The organism is Alistipes onderdonkii, from assembly GCF_025145285.1.
In the GTDB taxonomy this organism is placed as follows: Bacteria; Bacteroidota; Bacteroidia; order Bacteroidales; family Rikenellaceae; genus Alistipes; species Alistipes onderdonkii.
Genome location: NZ_CP102251.1, coordinates 1,975,946 through 1,992,877, shown reverse-complemented (window position 1 = coordinate 1,992,877; position 16,932 = coordinate 1,975,946). Strand labels below are relative to the sequence as shown.

12 protein-coding genes are annotated in these 16,932 nt (G+C 60.0%); 6 read left to right on the top strand and 6 right to left on the bottom strand.

Features of this window, described 5'->3' with window-relative positions; all coding sequences use genetic code 11:
- Nucleotides 1-8: 8 nt before the first annotated feature.
- The 6 genes from NQ559_RS08225 to NQ559_RS08200 all read left to right on the top strand — a co-directional run bounded on the left by NQ559_RS08225 (nt 9) and on the right by NQ559_RS08200 (nt 9,806).
- On the top strand, nt 9-1,418 hold the full coding sequence (locus tag NQ559_RS08225; protein ID WP_162608911.1) for a BT_3987 domain-containing protein: 1,410 nt from the start codon (nt 9-11) through the stop codon (nt 1,416-1,418).
- A gap of 93 nt (nt 1,419-1,511) precedes the next feature.
- On the top strand, nt 1,512-2,711 hold the full coding sequence (locus NQ559_RS08220) for a DUF4855 domain-containing protein (protein ID WP_018696218.1): 1,200 nt from the start codon (nt 1,512-1,514) through the stop codon (nt 2,709-2,711).
- Nucleotides 2,712-2,778: 67 nt separating this feature from the next.
- Nucleotides 2,779-3,987, top strand: coding sequence for a DUF4855 domain-containing protein (locus tag NQ559_RS08215; protein WP_154654033.1), 1,209 nt, complete (start codon nt 2,779-2,781; stop codon nt 3,985-3,987).
- A 16-nt stretch (nt 3,988-4,003) separates the two neighbouring features.
- Nucleotides 4,004-5,497, top strand: coding sequence for a DUF4855 domain-containing protein (locus tag NQ559_RS08210; RefSeq protein WP_018696220.1), 1,494 nt, complete (start codon nt 4,004-4,006; stop codon nt 5,495-5,497).
- Nucleotides 5,498-5,518: 21 nt separating this feature from the next.
- Nucleotides 5,519-8,479 carry a DUF4855 domain-containing protein gene (locus tag NQ559_RS08205; RefSeq protein ID WP_018696221.1) on the top strand — a complete coding sequence of 987 codons (2,961 nt, stop codon included), beginning with the start codon at nt 5,519-5,521 and terminating at the stop codon, nt 8,477-8,479.
- A gap of 85 nt (nt 8,480-8,564) precedes the next feature.
- Entirely contained in the window at nt 8,565-9,806 is a 1,242-nt protein-coding gene (locus NQ559_RS08200; protein ID WP_026318432.1) for a hypothetical protein, read from the top strand.
- A 109-nt stretch (nt 9,807-9,915) separates the two neighbouring features.
- Here NQ559_RS08200 and NQ559_RS08195 read toward each other — a convergent pair whose 3' ends face one another.
- The 6 genes from NQ559_RS08195 to NQ559_RS08170 form a co-directional block, all read right to left on the bottom strand.
- Nucleotides 9,916-10,605 (bottom strand): GDSL-type esterase/lipase family protein, encoded by a 690-nt coding sequence (locus NQ559_RS08195; protein WP_018696223.1) that lies wholly within the window; start codon nt 10,603-10,605, stop codon nt 9,916-9,918.
- Nucleotides 10,606-10,616: 11 nt separating this feature from the next.
- Nucleotides 10,617-11,702, bottom strand: coding sequence for an SGNH/GDSL hydrolase family protein (locus tag NQ559_RS08190; RefSeq protein WP_018696224.1), 1,086 nt, complete (start codon nt 11,700-11,702; stop codon nt 10,617-10,619).
- A 9-nt stretch (nt 11,703-11,711) separates the two neighbouring features.
- Entirely contained in the window at nt 11,712-12,380 is a 669-nt protein-coding gene (locus NQ559_RS08185) for a GDSL-type esterase/lipase family protein (RefSeq protein WP_018696225.1), read from the bottom strand.
- Nucleotides 12,381-12,386: 6 nt separating this feature from the next.
- Nucleotides 12,387-14,192: an FAD-dependent oxidoreductase gene (locus NQ559_RS08180; protein WP_018696226.1), complete on the bottom strand. Its 1,806-nt coding sequence runs from the start codon at nt 14,190-14,192 to the stop codon at nt 12,387-12,389.
- Between the two features lie 78 nt (nt 14,193-14,270).
- Entirely contained in the window at nt 14,271-15,437 is a 1,167-nt protein-coding gene (locus tag NQ559_RS08175) for a n-acyl-d-glucosamine 2-epimerase (protein WP_018696227.1), read from the bottom strand.
- Nucleotides 15,438-15,528: 91 nt separating this feature from the next.
- Nucleotides 15,529-16,929, bottom strand: coding sequence for a sugar porter family MFS transporter (locus NQ559_RS08170; protein WP_018696228.1), 1,401 nt, complete (start codon nt 16,927-16,929; stop codon nt 15,529-15,531).
- Between the last annotated feature and the right edge of the window lie 3 nt (nt 16,930-16,932).

Below are 16,932 nucleotides of genomic sequence, written 5' to 3'. Positions count from 1 at the left end.
TCGAACCTATGAAAATAAATATGTGGAAACTGTTGCTTGCAGGACTGTTTGCTTCGGCCGCCCTGGCCGGCTGCGAGGACAATCGCAACAACTTCATGGTAGACGATACGATTTCATTTGTCAATGAGGAGCAATATGCCGGCGTATCGGTTTATAATGGAAAATATGAATTGGCAATATTGAAGAACGGCAAGGGACAACAGAGTGCCAAAGCGCTCCTCAGTGTTTCGGAAACTGCCCTGGCCGAATACAACACGGCCAACGGCACCAACTATGCGGTGCTGCCGGCGAATTGCTACAAACTCTCTTCTTCGACGGTCGGCTTTTCGGACGGCGACACCCGTAAATTCGTCGAGGTTACGTGGGACGACGCAGCCATCTTCGCCCTGGGCGAGGGTACGGAGTATGCGATTCCGCTCGAACTCACCGTCGCCAACGACGCGCTGGCCGTCGATGCAAACCGCAATGTGAAGATCATCAATCCCAAACGCGCCTCGATCGGCATGGAGAGGGAGCTGGCGGCATCGTTCCATCCCACCGCTACGCACGAGGTGATCTCGTTCGACGGCAACATCGTGCTCGACAATGCCATCTCGACAATGGATCTGACGGTGAACTACACGATCGACAACAGCCTCGTGGACGCCTACAACCAGGCCAACGGGACGAACTACCTGGCTGCGCCCGACGGGTTCGCCACGCTTGACGCCACCAGCTCGCAGATCGCTGCGGGCGAGACTGCGGCCAAGTTCTCGGGCAAGATCAATTCCGACAAGCTCTTTACGGGCAGCAACCTCGATATCGTGGGCGACCTGCTCGTGCCGGTACGCATCACCTCCACGTCGCTGGACGGGATCACCGTCACGACCGAGGTCATGTATGTCCCCTTCACGATGGACAAGGAAGTCAAGGGCCCGTGGACTGTCCTGGAAGGCAACGGCATCGGTTATGCCTACGACCCGCTGCCCCCTGCATGGAGCGTGGCCATCTACACGGCCGAACGGTTGTTCGACGGCTCGTTCTCCGATGAGTGGATTCCTTTCTGGAATACCCCCAATACGTTCCCGATGGTATTCGTCGCAGACATGGGACAGCGACAGGTATTTACCAAATTCCGTATCAGCGACAGCTACAACTACCAGGGGAATGCGCTGAACTATCAGATCTATACCGCCGAAGAGTACTCCGGCGCCGGCACCCAATGGAACCTCGTGGCAAGCGGCAAGCGTGCCTATGAATGGGTGAACTGCGGTACCGACAAGACCGACCCGCGGTTGATCTACGATTACCCTGTCCAGAAGACAATTGCAGGCCGCTACCTGAAATTCGTGATCGTCAATGTCGAGCGTCTCGATGCGACGGGCGACTATATGAACGGGCGCTGCAAGCTGGGCGACGTACAGGGTCTGGGATTCTAACGATAGATGTCGAATAATTAATCCCGTTGTGAGTTCACTCCCTTTCACAACGGGATTAATTTTAATTTTACGAATTACGACTTACCGACTACGATGCTCAAATTCCTGAAAAATATCATTCCGTTCGCAACGGCCGCAGGATCCTTGCTTCTCGCGGGCAGTTGTTCCCGAACCATGTACCCGCAGGGGCAGCACCGCAGAAACCTGCAGCCCCCCACGGATGCCGTGTTATGTTACGGCGGCAGCCACCACCGCACCCCTTTCCTGTGGGACAAGGAACGGCTGGCGCCCTATGTCACCTATGTCGATAAAGAGGGCGGGGAGCACTGGCTCTTCGACGGGTTCATCTTCCTGGAATTCCAGGACACGAACCGTCCCGACGCAGAACTCTACGCCTTCGAGACGGGGCATCTGCGCGACAAGGGCGAATCGGCCGGCAAGGCGCAATGGCAGGAGCTGATCGACTATTATTTCACGGACGGCAACGGGGTCGAGGCCCTCGAAGAGGCCGTGAAGGAGGCCGCCGCGCGGTTGGGCAAAGCCCCGCAGAAGCGCAAGGTCATCATGGTACTTCCCGACCCGGTGATTCACCGGCACTATATCGACACGACGTCGAGTACGACCTATTGGGGAGCATTGGACGGGCGGCAACTGGATTTCAACAGGAATGAAGACCGCATAGCCGCCTGCAAATGGTATATCGACCGGGTACGGGAGCGGTTCGCCCGGGGCAGCTACGAACATATCGAGCTGGCGGGATTCTACTGGCTGCGCGAGATCGTCACCCGGCCGGTGGACACACAGTACAGCTACCACCTGACCCGCTCGGACATCATGCTTCCGCATATCGCCGATTACCTCCACAAGCTGGATTATACGTTCAACTGGATACCCTATTACGGCTCGCGCGGGTACGACGTATGGCAGCAGTTCGGGTTCGACCAGGTCTACCTGCAACCCAACTATTACTGGAAGCCGCAGAACGACATGGATGAGGTTTGCAGACAGATCGACAGCCTGGGCATCGGCATGGAAATAGAGTTCGAGCCCACGCTGCTCAACGCACGCGAAGGCAGCGGAACATTCCGCAAGCGGCTGCGCGACTACATCGACTACGCCAAACGACGCAACATCTACGGCAAACGGCCGTTCGCATATTACCACGGCACCAACGGGTTCTACGACCTCCACGCTTCGGACGACGAGGCCGACCGGGAGTTGTTCGACGAACTTTGCCAGTTCATCATAAACAATCCGTTACGGGCACAACGACCGACAACGGACAGGAAATAACCCATAAACGGATATATTGACCCCGGACGGAAGAGACTGCTCCGGGGTCGGATAAAAACGACAAGACATGACTCGCAGACTTTTTACAGTAGCAATTGCAGTGGTAACAGCCTTGGTTTTCACCCTCCCGAGCGGCACCGCAGGCCCGAAGGACAAGCTGTACCCGTGGGAGAAGAAACACAAGAGTCCGGCGACCACGACCGATGCCGTATTATGCTACGGTGCCAGCCATCACCGCAACCCCTTCCTGTGGGACAAGGGGCGCTTCGCCCCCTATGTCACCTACGTCGACCCCGACGGGAAGGAACAATGGCTATTCGACGGCTTCATCTTCCTGGAATCGCAGGATGTCGACCGCCCCGACAGCGGCGCCTACTCGTTTATGACGGGCGTGCTGCGCGACACGGGCGTATCGGCCGGCAAGGAGCAGTGGCAGGAGCTGATCGACTACTATTTCACAAAGGGCAACTGTGTCGACGCCCTGGAACAGGCCGTCAAGGAGGCCACCGCACGGTTGGGCAAAGCGCCCTGCAAACGCCGCGTGATCATGATGATCCCCGATCCGATCATCCACCGACACTACATCGACACGACCACCACGACGACCTACTGGGGAGAACTCGGCGGGCGCCGGTTGGATTTCAACAGCAACGAAGACCGCGTAGCGGCCTGCAGGTGGTACATCGACCAGGTGCGGGCGCGGTTCGCCCAGGGCGATTACAAATACATCGACTTGGCCGGGTTCTACTGGATCCGCGAGATCGCCGCCCAGCCGCACGACACGGAGTACAGCTACCATCTGACCCGTTCGGACATCCTGCTCCCCGAGATCGCGGACTACCTCCACCGGCTCAACTACACGTTCAGCTGGATTCCGTTCTACGACGCCCGCGGCCATGACGACTGGCGCAAATTCGGCTTCGACCAGGTCTACATGCAGCCCAACCACTACTGGAAGCCGGAAAACGACCTGGATTCCGCCTGCATGAAGATCAACCGTGCCGGGACGAGCATCGAGTTCGAATTCGAGGCTTCGATCCTCAGCGCGGATCCGCACAGCGACATATACCGAGCACGGATGCGTAAATACATGGAATATGCAAAGAAACACGGCATCTACGGCACCCGCCCGCTGGCCTATTACCAGGGGAGCAACGCCCTCTACGACCTCTCGGTTTCCACGGACGAAACGGACAGGGAGTTCTTCCACGAATTCTGCCGTTTCGTCGTAAACAACCCGGTACGGACGCAACACACCGGGAAGGGAAACAAATAAAAAAACCTGACATCCCATGAGGAATTACCGAATTATTTTCACGCTTCTCTGCTGCCTGCCCTTCATCGGTTGCGGGGACGGGGACGACGAACCCTCCCGGGGCCCGAAACCGACCCTGAGCATGACGATCGCATCGTCGGGCGCCAACTCCGTGACGCTGAACATGAGGCATACGAATGCCTCGTCCGTCAAAATCATACACAAGGCCACGGGGGTCATTACGTCCGAAACGGCTCAGAGCGTCGCCCAGAACGGCACGCAATACACCGGGACGACGGTCGAGATCGACGGCCTGGCGGCGCAGACGACCTACACGGTCTTCGCCGTAGCCTGCAACGACTCGGGCGAATACAGCCAGATGCAGCATGTCCGGTTCACTACCGACGCCCCCGGCCCGCAGATGTACCCGTGGGAGCAAAGCCGCAGCGGGATACTCTCCTACACGGACATGGTGCTGTGCTACGGCGGCAGCCACCACCGCACCCCGTACCGCTGGGACAAGGAGCGTTTCGCCCCGAGCGTGAGCTACGTGGACGAACAGGGCAAGGAACATTGGCTGTTCGACAGTTTCCTGTTCATCGAATTCCAGGACAGCAGCCGTCCCGACGGCGGTTATTACGCCTACATGGTGGGGCTGATGAAGGACTACGGATTCTCGGCCGGCAAGACGCAATGGAAAGAGCTGATCGACTATTGGTTCGCCGGCGGCAGCGGCATGGATGCCCTCGAAGGAGCCGTGAAGGACGCTTCGGCACGCCTGGGCGCACCCCCGTCCAAACGCAAGGTCATCATGGTACTTCCCGATCCGATTATCTACAAGGTTTACGACGGCAAGGGCAATGGCAAGGGCGACCCCGGCTCCACGGTTTACTGGGGCGAGCTGAACGGCCGCAAAATGGACTTTTCGACGGCCGAAGACCGCATCGCGGCCTACAAGTGGTATGTCGACGAGGTACGCAGGCGTTTCGACCTGGGCAACTACCAGTTTATCGACCTGGCGGGGTTCTACATCATCTCCGAGGAACTCGTCACGCCGGGCGACGGCTGGAACCACGAACTGAAAAAATCGGACGAGATCATCCCTCCGCTTGCGGAATACCTGCATGCGATCAACCAATCCCTGAACTGGATCCCGTACAACCGCGCCGCAGGGTATAAGAAATGGCAGCAGCTGGGCGTAGACTACGCCTATATGCAGCCCAACTATTTCTGGGAGGGACAGAAACCGCTGTCGCAGTTCTTCTCCGACGTCAAGGCCAACGGCCTGGGCATGGAATTCGAGTTCGACGAGGCGCTCCTCGAGGGCAAGGCCGACTGCGACACCTACAAGAAGCGTTTCCGCGAATACATGTCCGGAGCCAGGCTGAACAATGTCTACGGCACAAAGCCGCTGAGCTACTACCACGGCACCAACGCCTTATACGACCTGTCGAAATCGACGGCAGCCAAAGACAGGGAGTTCTACCACGAATTCTGCCGCTTCGTACTCGACAACCCGATGCGCAAATAACGATTAACGATCCGTAAACAGATGAAAAAACTCAAGACCTTCGCATTTTGCACCCTCTTAGCGGCATTGGCCGCAAACCATACGCCCGCCACAGCGGCGAACGGCCCCACGGGCGACGCGGCCCCGGCAACCCGCGATTCCGAACCGAAAATGTACGCCTGGGAACAGGAACGCGACGCGATACCGTCCTATACCGACCTGGTGTTGTGCTACGGCGGCAGCCACCACCGCACCCCGTACCGCTGGGACAAGGAGCGTTTCACCCCGTTCGTGACCTATGTGGACGAGAGCGGCAGGGAGCACTGGCTCTTCGACGGGTTTCTCTGCCTCGAATTCCAGGACAGCAGCCGCCCCGACGGCGGTAAATACGCCTACATGGTAGGCGTGCTGCGGGGACAGGGCGTTTCGGCCGGCAAACAGCAGTGGAAGGAGCTGATCGACTACTGGTTCGACGGCGACAACGGCGTGAACGCCCTCGAAGCGGCCGTAAAGGAGGCTTCACAGCGGCTGGGCACACCCCCGGCCAAGCGCAAGGTAGTCATGGTAATGCCCGACCCGATCATCTACCGGAAGTACGACGACACGAACGAGTCGACGACCTACTGGGGTTCGCTCGGCGGGCGGCAGATGGATTTCGCCAAGGGCGCCGACCGCGTTGCGGCCTGCAAATGGTATATCGACCAGGTGCGCAGGCGCTTCGACGAAGAAAATTACCAGTATGTCGAACTGGCGGGGTTCTACCCCATCTCCGAAGAGATCGTGACGCCGGGCGACGGCTACTGCCACGAACTGAAAAAGTCGGAAGAGGTCATCCCCCAGGTTGCGGAATACCTGCATGCGATCAACCAGAGTTTCTGCTGGATACCCTACAACCGTGCCGCAGGCTACACCAAATGGAAGGAGATGGGCATCGACTACGCCTATATGCAGCCCAACCACTATTGGGACGACAAGGGCGTAAGGCCGCTGTCTCGCTATTTCTCCGACATCAAGGCCTACGACCTGGCGATGGAATTCGAATTCGACGAGAACATCCTCGAGGGGGAGCAGAACTCCGAGGTTTACAAAAAAAGATTCCGCGAGTATATGGAAGGTGCAAAAAAACACGGCGTATACGGACGTAAGCCGCTGAGCTATTACCACGGCACCAATCGTTTTTACGACTTGTGGGCGTCGACGGCGGCAAAGGACAAGGAACTGTTCCATGAATTCTGCCGGTTCGTGATCGACAACCCGCTGCGGCAAAGAACGGCCGCGTCCGGCAAACCCGCCGCCGAGCAGGGATACCGGACGACCGAAATTCAGGATCTGGCCCTGATCTACCAGGGCGGCAGCCACCGGCTGGACTGGACGGTCGATGAATTCCGGCCCTATGTCGTACACCGGTTTGCCGACGGCTCGAAAGACTGGCTCTTCGACGGCTTCCTGTTCCTCGAGTTCAAGGACGGCTCGGGACGCAACTACACCGTGGGCTACGAGAAACTCAACGCCCGCAGGACAGAATGGGAGTGGCTGCTGGATCGGATTTTCGAGCAGGGCAAGTCGCTTTCGGCACTCGACCGGTGCATCGGACAGGAGATAAAAGAGCTCGGAAAGCCCGCCTTCAGGCATCAAATCGTACTGGGGCTTCCCGAAGCGATCCGCGGCCAGAAGGACTGGGGCGAGATTGACGGCCGGGAGATGGATTTCTCGAAAGAGGAGGATCAGATCGCCGCGACCAAATGGTACATCGGGGAGCTGGTCGAACGTTTCAAGGCCGCCAAATACAAGCACCTGGAACTCTCGGGCTTCTACTGGGTCGCTGAGGACACCCACCACTGCGCGGAGCTCACCATTCCGCTGAGCGAATACATCCACTCCGAAGGCAAGCTTTTCTACTGGATTCCCTACTGGCAGGCCAAAGGCCATGAGGAGTGGAAACGCCTGGGCTTCGACGTGGCCTACCAGCAGCCCAACCACTTCTTCAACCACTCGATCCCCGACAGCCGCCTCGACGAGGCCTGTGCCACGGCCCGCCGCCACGGGATGGCCATGGAGTTCGAATTCGACGAGAAGGCCACGGCGGCGATCCCCAACTCGTCGCACGACCGGATGGCGGCCTATATCAACCACTTCGAAAAGAACGACGTCTTCAACTCTTCGGCCGTTGCCTACTACTGCGGGAACCGCGGCGTACTGACCCTCAACGAGTCGGACAACCCGAAAGACAAGGCCCTGATGGATCGCCTGGCCCGGATCATCCAGGCACGCCGCTACCTGAAATACGGCATCCCGATGAAGAACAAGACCCGCGTGGTCGCACACCGGGGCTTCTGGCACACCGACGGCTCGGCACAGAATTCGATCGCCTCGCTCCTCAAGGCCGACCAGCTGGGCGTGTACGGCGTGGAATTTGACGTATGGATGGCCTCGGACGGCGTTCCGGTGCTCAACCACGACGGCTGGCACGACGGATACGAGGTACAGAGCACCCCTTCGACCGTGCTGACGACGCTCAAGCTCGAAAACGGGGAGCCGATGCCCACGCTGGCGCAATACCTCGAGGCCGCTAAGGATACGAAGGTACACCTCGTTCTGGAACTCAAGCCCCACGCCACCCCCGAGGCGGAAACCGCAGCGGCCGAGGCCGTGGTGAAGATGGTCGGCCGGTACGGGCTTTCGAAACGCGTGACCTACATCTCGTTCTCACTCCACATAATGAAAGAGCTGGCACGGCTGGCCCCCGCAAAGACGCAGCTGATGTACCTGGGAGGCGGCACGTTGCCCAAAGACCTGAAGGCGATGGGGCTGACGGGCTGCGATTTCAACTACGGCGTATACCTGAACAACCCGACGTGGCTCAACGACATCAAGGCGTTGAAGATGGCCTCGAACGTCTGGACGGTAAACAACCCGGCCGACATGATATGGGCCATCGAAAACCGGGTCGACTTCATCACCACAGACCGTCCCGACCTCTTCCTGAAGCTCACCCGCAAGTAAGCGGGCCGGGCATCGGATACCCCGGTATACAGGCGATGCACCCGGGACGCGCCCGGATGCATCGCTTCCCTATAAAAACGCAACGATGAAACATTTGAGAATCTTGACCTGCCTGCTGTTGCTGGGCAGCATGGCGCCCACAACGGCGCTCTGTACCGGCAAGGATGCCTCCAAGCGCGGCAAGGAAAAAGGATGCGACCGCCCCTATTCCGAAGCGATGTATGTCAAACGCCAGGGCGGCGACCTCTATATTTCGGCCAAGCTGGACGAACGGACGGATATCACCTATTGGTTCAGGCGGTGCATGTTCAACGAGCTCTACACGTTCTACCGCGTAGGCATCACGCGCAACAGGACGGCGCTTCCCACCACGCAGCCCGAGGCCGAACCCGCCGTCCTGCTCAACTCGACGTACAGCGACAACATCGGGCCTTTCGCCATCCCCGGATGCGGGTGGTGCGGGGGCAACCACAAATACAGGGAACGCACGGCGCGCACGGCACGCAGCGAGGGTTACACCCTGCTAGCCGACGGCAACCGCATCGAGGGCGACACGACACTATGGGCAAATCGGGTGACGGTCGAGGCCGAAAACGTAATCCTCGACCCGACACGCCCCTACCGGAACACCGCGGGCGGCGACGAACTGCGCGACTCCCTGTGCCGGGAATCGGTGACATACACTGTCCGCCGCAACAACATCGAGGTCGCGGCCTCGCACCGGTTCTGCAACGCCACGCCCGTGGCCATCGCCATCTATTACGGGATGCAGTCGATGTTCGAAGGCGAGACGCACGTACTCACCCCGGGCGGGGCCTACACGGACTGGACGGAAGTGGCGAAGGCATCGACGTTCACCAAACAGGAGCACCCCCTTTTCCGGCGCTACGTCGAAAAGAACAGACAGGGGTACCAATCGACCTGGCTGCTGCCCGACGGGCTGGGAGACCACGCGCTGCTGGACGGGCAGGACGACATCTTCATCTATGCGCCCTACGGCAAGAGCTACCATAAGCTCATCGGGAACAAACGGATCAAGAACGGTGACAAGACCTGTTGGCGGGGTGTCTACACCTGGTTCGAGACGCCCATCGCCGACGATGCCGACCTGTTGTGCTACGAAGGCAGCGCCGGGGGACATACGGCCGTTTTCATCGACTGCAAGCGGGCTTGCAAGAGGACGCTGGCACTGCCCGGATACCTCGACCTGCGGCATTTCGGAACGGCCGAACAGAACGGCGGCATCCGCATTTCGGCCGCCGGACGGAATAAACTGAAGATAAAGGCCGACGCACCGGGCAGCTGTGTATTGCTGCTCCGGGAATAAGGTCACGGGGGCAAAATAACGGAAGGCCGCTGCGATCTGCCTGCAAGAATAAGAGGGCCGGGGAAATAAGCATTCCCCGGTCCTCTTATAATTCTGCCCCTGCCTGCTATTAACGCCGCCGATACCGTTTCGGATTCTTCAGCACCGCGTCGACGACGGGCGGCAGAATCTTCTTCATCACGTCGTACCCCGCGGCCGTGGGATGGACTTCGTCGTAGGTATAGGCCGCTACCATGCCTCCGTCCGGTTCGGACATCGCCGCGTGGTAATCCACATAGGGGACATTCTCCCTGCGGGCGTACTCGCGGATCATGGCGTTCAGCTCGATGATCCGGGGCGCGGGTTCAAGCTCCTTGCGCCAGCCGAATTCACGCGCGGGCAACAACGAGCACAGCACGGGGGCGATGCCGTTGGCACGTGCCAGCTCGACCATCGACACGAGGTTGCCCAGGATATGCGGCAGCGATATGTAACCGGTATTTTGCGCTATGTCGTTCGTCCCGCCGCAGATGACGACCACCTGCGGGTGCAAGTCCAGCACGTCGGCCCGGAAGCGTACGAGCATCTGCGAGGTGGTCTGCCCGCTGATGCCGCGGCTCACATAACCGCGGGCGGCGAAAAAGTCGGGATGCGTCTTGATCCACAGTTCGGTGATCGAGTTGCCCATGAGGACGACCTTCGGATTGCGCACCTGGCCGTTGGCCTGCTCGAAGCGGCCGAAGTTCGCCCAGTCCTGGGTTTGCGCAGCGGCGCAGAGCAAACCCGCAAGGGCAAGGACGGTAAAAAACAGTTTTTTCATCGTTTCAGCAGCTATTGAATGACCTCCATCGGCATCTCCCACCCCATGATCGTCGAGATGTAGGGGATGACCGCAGCGGCGAACTTCCGGTGTCCGCGGTGGTTGGGATGGTACCCGGCCCCCAGGTCGCCGTCCTGGTTGGTGATGCCCGTAAAATGCATGACGCAATGCAGGTCGCCGTCCTCCAGGCCGGCCATGACGGACTGCATATAGGGATAGAACGCCTCCGCACCGTCGGGGATGACGTAAAGGATCGGCACGGAGCCGTAATGTTCGCGCAGGGCGCCGTAAAGCTCACGGAAAGCCTTGCCGAAGGCGGCCTCGGAGGGTGTAATGCCCGTGCTGCAATCGTTCGTGCCCAGTTTTATCACCACGATATCGGGCTTGTAGCCCCGGAAATCCCACCGCGGCGAGTCGGTCATGTCGAACGTCCGCAGGATGCGCTGGCGCATGGTGACGTCCGACGTCTGCTTCACGTCGCCCCAGTTACGGACAACGCCCTGCCCCGAATGGGCCGTGAGCACGTAATCGGCATCGAAACAGCGCGCCACGATGCAGCCCCATGCCAGGTCGCAGTTCTCGGTCTCGGGGGTGAAAGGCTCCGAGGCGGTTTTCCCCTCGGTACCGTAGCCGCACGTGTGCGAGTCGCCGATGAACTCGATCAGCCGCGACGGGGCGGGCGGCAGGTCGAGCAGGGCACCGTCGGCCTCGATGCCGTAGAGCGTCGTGCGCCCCTGCTCGGCTTCGGTGCGTTTCTGCACCGTCACGGTATGCGGCCCCGGCGCAAGCCCTTCGGCGAGGGGCACGCACGACGAGGCTCCCTCGACGGTCGCCTTACCGTACAGGCGCCCGTCGACGAATACGTTGTAGTAGTTACGCCCGGTATCCGCCGCACGCATCGCACAGCGACTGCCGTCGAAACGGAACGTGAAATGACAACCGCTCCAGTCGAACGACAGGCTGCCGTCGCCATTTTCGGCGGCGCGGCCGGTAAAGCGGATTTTGTCCGAACAGGCTTCATAGAAGCGCATGTCGCCGCCGGCCATGCAGGCCCCCGACGCCGCGCACAATGCCAGCGCGAAAAACAGACGTTTCATCCGGGCAGCTTATTTGACGTAGGGCCTGATTTTCTCGATCCACACGGCATAACCCGCCGCCTTGAGGTGGATGCCGTCGAACGTGTACTCTTCGGGCAGTTCCCCGTTGCGCTGCATAGCGCTCCAGATGTCGATGAAGGTCAGCCCGCGGCGTTCGGCCATCGCACGCAGCAGTGCGTTGAACTCGGCGAAACGGGCATTCTTGCCTTTCATAAAAGTTTCGTTATGCGCCTCGTTGAGCGGCAGCAGGCTCTGGATATAGACCTTCGTGCGGGGTGTCTCCCGGGCAATGATGTCCAGCAGGCGTTCGTACTGCTGCAAGAGTTTCTCGTTCGAAATCTTCGAGAAAAGCAGGTCGTTGGCACCACCCATGATGAAGATGGCCTTCGGTCGTCCGTCGACGATCGGCTGCACGCGGTTGATCATGCCCGATATGCAGTCGCCGCCGATGCCGCGGTTGAGCACGCGTTTCCCCTGGAAATACTCCGCCCAGAAACCTCGTTCGGTAAGGCTGTTGCCCAGCATCACGATATTTTGCCCGGTGACCGGCACCAGTTCCTCGACATTGCGCTTGGAGAAATAATAGTCGTTGTTGAAGGTCAGCGTATCGCGCTGCGCCTGTGCGGCTGCGGTCGTCGCGACGGCAGAGGCCAGCAGCAGGAGGATGAGTTTCTTCATGGTTCGTTATTTTATCAAGTTTCCTTCGAAATCAATGTCGCGGTCGAACGGATGCAGCGCTTCGTCCGTCATCCGCGCCGCTTCACGCCGCGTCAGGGGCTCCGTACCGTCGGCAGCGACGGCAGCGCCGGCCTTGCGGAGCATGGCGGCAGCCGACGCCGCCGTAAGCGGCGCGGGGTCGTCGGACACTTCGACCTGCGGCGCATAGTCGTGCAGGCCGCGGCTGAACTCACCGACGGAGATCCCGCGCTCGGGATAGAACCACGTGCGGTTCGCCCACTGGAACGGCTCGCCCGTCATACGCAGGATGCCCGTCGCTGCGATGCGCTGCAACATCGCGAAGTCGGGGTCGTCGGGTTTCACGTCGTACAACGGCGCGATATACGCATTCTGCGCCAGCAGGGCGGCCTGCAACCTGCGCACCGGGACTTCGCGGGGCGTACACCCTTCCCGGGCGGCGATGGCCGCCAACGTCCCTGCCGCCTGTCCCGTGAGCAAGACTACCGGCTGCAGGCGCGTCGAACCGTTGATAAGGTTCGAAACCGATATGGCCTTGTCCGAAACCACCAGGTTGTCCGTCCCGGCAGGGATCATCACCCCCATCGGCACCGAAAACGACGGCACGGGCGGGAAGGGTATCTTCCCGATCTGAGGACGGCAATCGTGGTGGTGGTCGACGGGATAGTCGCCGACCGAAATGCCGGTACGGTAAAGTGCCGACGGGCGGCCGTAACGATCCGCCACGTCATCGAGCGTCAAGCGGATCACCCCGTCCAGGCGCCGCCCCTCGCGGTGGTAAGGCAGGTATGCCAATCCGTCTGCGGTGCCGAACTCGTCATCGGCGATCCCCAGGTGGCTGAAACCCAGTTCGTGCTGGATATAGTAGATGAACCGCAGGGTCTTCTCGCGGGCGGGGCGCAGCGCGGCGTCACGCCGGGCATAGGGCACCTCGACGATATTCATGTAGACGTCGTTGCCGTTGACCGGCCAGTTGAGCATGTATTTGCCATTGGGCAGGCGGCCGTAGTTGAGCATCACCTCCGCCGGGATCGGCTGCCCCGCAGCGGTCTGGCAGGCCGCAGCGAACTCCGCAGGATCGTACCCTTCGGGGCGGGGGATGGTCTTGTCGGCACCCTTGCCGTAATCCTTGAGGATGGCGACGAAAGTCAGGTCTTGCACGATGTCGTTCGCCTCGGCAGGCGCCAGCGCCTCGCCCGTATCGGCACGGGCGTCCATGCCGATGCGGTAGGGCGTACCGCTCATGGGCAGCGCATCGCCCAGGTCGGTGGCATCGACCGTAATACGAGCCGAGACCTCGAGCCTGTCGCCCCCGCTACGCGAGAAACGGGCGCCCGTCACGCAGTTGCCGCGCTTGTATACCTTATCGAGCACATACCCGTGCAGGACTTCGAGCCGCGGCTCGGCCGCAGCCATCGCCCTGAAGATGCTGTCCGCCACATGGGGCTCGAAGAGCGTGTTGCTCACCCAGCCCGTGGCAAGCGCTTCGGCCCCGCCGTAATGGGCGCGCAGAGCCTCGCGAAATTCGTTCCACAGCCCCGAGGGCAGGTGGTGGTTACCGTCGGCAGCCGGGACGCCCTGCGCCGAGAACATCCCCCCGAGCATGGGCGTGGGTTCGACGACCAGCGTGGCCGCCCCCTGACGCGCCGCGGCGATGGCCGCCGAAGTGCCCGAGGTCGTGCCGCCGATAACCAGCACGTCGACCGTGCGGCGTATCGTTTTGGCTTGTGCGGGACGTACGTGCCCGATTGCGAGGGACAATACCGCCGAAAGTAAGAATCCTATACGTGTCATGCTTGTTTCGTTTCTTTTAAATATCACGGCACCGTTTGAGGCCGGCAAATCGTTTATCAGGCATCGGGAACGAGCCGCCTATTTGCATTGTTCGAGGATCTGCCATATCTGGTAAAGTCCGCGCGGAACATGGAAACAGCCCTTCCACTTGCCGCCCTTGAGCGGGAGGAGTACCTCCCCGCGGCGGTTGAGGTAACCGAACCATTCGGGATATTTCGGATCTTTGAAGTGCGTCCACATGTAATCGTGCAGTTTCTGGAACCACGCGAGGCACTCCTTGTTGCCCGTCAACTGGTAAGCCTTGATCATCGTGATCGCGGATTCGATATGCACCCACCACAGTTTCTGATCCCATTCGAGCTGCTGCTGCGGACGCCCGAGACGATCCATGAAATAGAATATGCCGCCGTATTGCTTGTCCCAGCCGTATTCGATGGTCGAAAGCGCGATCTTCACGGCTTTGTCGATCAGTTCGGGACGACCGAGCCGCTTACCCAAGTCCATGATGAACCACATCGCCTCGAGCGAATGCCCCGGGTTGACCGAGCGTCCCTCGAAGGAGTCGACCAGCGAATTGTCTTCCGCCGAGACATTCTCGACGATAAGCCCGAGGTCTTTCTGGTAAAAGACCTCCATCACCTCGTGCAGGCATGTTTCGATCGTTTGGTCGATGAGTTGCTTGTCGATGAGCTGCTCGATTTCGAGCGACAAGTTGCACAGGATCATCGGCAGCGCGAAATCCTTGATCGGACGCGTCCCCGGATGTGCCTTGCACCACTTGCCCTTGGGGTTCGAACGCTTCTCGAGCACCCGGTCGAAAGTTTTTTTGGCGATGGCGGCATACCCGGTGTCGCCCGAGGCGATGGCCAGCTGCGCGAAGGCCATCGTGGCGAACGTATACGAGAAAATGTTGTAAGGGTCGACCAGCGGCCGGCCGTTGCGCGTGAGCGAGAAATACCAGTTGTAATTGCCGTCATGGCCGTATTTCTTCAGGAACTCCGCCCCCTGCAAAGCACACTCAAGCCACTCGGGGCGTTTCGCCACCTTGTTATAGAGCATCGAGAAAAGCCACACCTCGCGGCCTTGCAGCCAGATGAACTTGTCGGTGTCGTAGACGCTGCCGTCGCGTTCGAGGCAGGTGAAATACCCCCCGTATTGTTTATCCTGGGAGTGTTCGAGCCAAAACGGCAGGACGCTGTCCAGCAGCTCCGACTTATACTCGCCGGCCAGTTTCTGAAAATCCATAGTGTCGGTTGTTAAATTGATGTCCCGGAGGTGATCCAGACGACGGAGGTCTCCGGTCTGAATGCGCACAGCACCGGATTCATTATTCGTGTTATTCATTTTTTTGCCAGTATTTCTCTATTTCTTCAAGCGAGCGCCCCGTGGTTTCGGGAACGGCACGCCAGATAATCAACATATAGGGGACGCACATCGCCGCGAAGAGGAAGAACGTGCCGGCGGGCGTAAGGTTTTCGAGCATCCACGGCGTCAGCTGCCCGATGAGGTAGGTGCCCACCCACAGCGCAAGCCCGGCGATCGACATCGCCAGCCCGCGCACCCGGGTGGGGTACATCTCCGAGAGCAGCACCCACACCACGGCGCAGATAGAAACGGCGCAGCAGAAAATATAGGCCAGGAAGAACACCAGCAGGAATACGCTGGGCAATCCCAGCGCCGCGCCGCACATAAAATAGAACCCGATGCAGAGCAGCGAAACGATCATGCCCGACACACCCCAGTAGACCAGTTGTTTGCGTCCCACGCGGTCGATGATGACAAGCGCCAGCACCGAGGTCAGCATGTTGACCACACCCACGAGCACCTGCGAGAAGAGCGAATCGCCGCTCGACAGCCCTGCATTTTCGAAGATCGTCGGGCCGTAGTACAGCACGGCGTTCACGCCCATGAACTGCCCCAGGATGGCGATGAAAACGCCTATGACGACCGCCTTGCGGATACCCGGCTCGAACAGCACGCGCCATTCGGACTTCGACGAGGCGGAAGCCGTGCCGTGTACGGCAGCGATCTCCTCGTCGGCGGCTTCCGACGAACGGTAGATGCGCTGCAACACGGCATGCGCCCGCACGTCGCGGCCGCGCAGCACGAGCCAGCGGGGGCTTTCGGGAATGAAGAATATAACGGTGAAGAAGAGCAGCGCAGGCAGCGTTTCGGCACCGAACATGCCGCGCCACAACTCCGTAACCCATATCTTCTGCATCCACGGGGAGGCGTAGGCGGCCGTTTCGGCCGATTTGAGTATCTGGAAGTTCACGAGGTAGGCCGCCAGGAACCCGACCGTGATGGCCAGCTGGTAAAGCGACACGAGTGTCCCGCGCCAGCGCGCCACGGCGACCTCGGAAATATACATCGGCGAAACGATCGACACCACGCCGATGCCCACACCGCCCACGATGCGATAAACGACCAGTTGGATGAAGTCGGCACTGACGGCACAGCCGACGGCCGAAACGGTGAACAGCACGGCCGACAGCAACATCGTCAGCTTGCGCCCGAAACGGTCGCTCAGCACTCCGGCCACGGCCACGCCGCCGATCGAACCGACGAGCGCACACCCGACGAACCATCCCTGCTGCATGGCGTCCAGCGAGAACTGCGAGGCCACACCGGATATCGTACCCGAAATGACCGCCGTGTCGTACCCGAACAAAATCCCGCCTATGGCGGCTACCAGTGACAGGAATGCCACATATCCCGTATTCGTCTGTGATTTCATCGG

What these genes read in the sequence shown, in the direction of transcription:
- NQ559_RS08225 (WP_162608911.1), top strand. Translation starts at nt 9, where the DNA reads ATGAAAATAAATATGTGGAAACTGTTGCTTGCAGGACTGTTTGCTTCG.
- NQ559_RS08220 (WP_018696218.1), top strand. Translation starts at nt 1,512, where the DNA reads ATGCTCAAATTCCTGAAAAATATCATTCCGTTCGCAACGGCCGCAGGA.
- NQ559_RS08215 (WP_154654033.1), top strand. Translation starts at nt 2,779, where the DNA reads ATGACTCGCAGACTTTTTACAGTAGCAATTGCAGTGGTAACAGCCTTG.
- NQ559_RS08210 (WP_018696220.1), top strand. Translation starts at nt 4,004, where the DNA reads ATGAGGAATTACCGAATTATTTTCACGCTTCTCTGCTGCCTGCCCTTC.
- NQ559_RS08205 (WP_018696221.1), top strand. Translation starts at nt 5,519, where the DNA reads ATGAAAAAACTCAAGACCTTCGCATTTTGCACCCTCTTAGCGGCATTG.
- NQ559_RS08200 (WP_026318432.1), top strand. Translation starts at nt 8,565, where the DNA reads ATGAAACATTTGAGAATCTTGACCTGCCTGCTGTTGCTGGGCAGCATG.
- NQ559_RS08195 (WP_018696223.1), bottom strand. Translation starts at nt 10,605, where the DNA reads ATGAAAAAACTGTTTTTTACCGTCCTTGCCCTTGCGGGTTTGCTCTGC.
- NQ559_RS08190 (WP_018696224.1), bottom strand. Translation starts at nt 11,702, where the DNA reads ATGAAACGTCTGTTTTTCGCGCTGGCATTGTGCGCGGCGTCGGGGGCC.
- NQ559_RS08185 (WP_018696225.1), bottom strand. Translation starts at nt 12,380, where the DNA reads ATGAAGAAACTCATCCTCCTGCTGCTGGCCTCTGCCGTCGCGACGACC.
- NQ559_RS08180 (WP_018696226.1), bottom strand. Translation starts at nt 14,192, where the DNA reads ATGACACGTATAGGATTCTTACTTTCGGCGGTATTGTCCCTCGCAATC.
- NQ559_RS08175 (WP_018696227.1), bottom strand. Translation starts at nt 15,437, where the DNA reads ATGGATTTTCAGAAACTGGCCGGCGAGTATAAGTCGGAGCTGCTGGAC.
- NQ559_RS08170 (WP_018696228.1), bottom strand. Translation starts at nt 16,929, where the DNA reads ATGAAATCACAGACGAATACGGGATATGTGGCATTCCTGTCACTGGTA.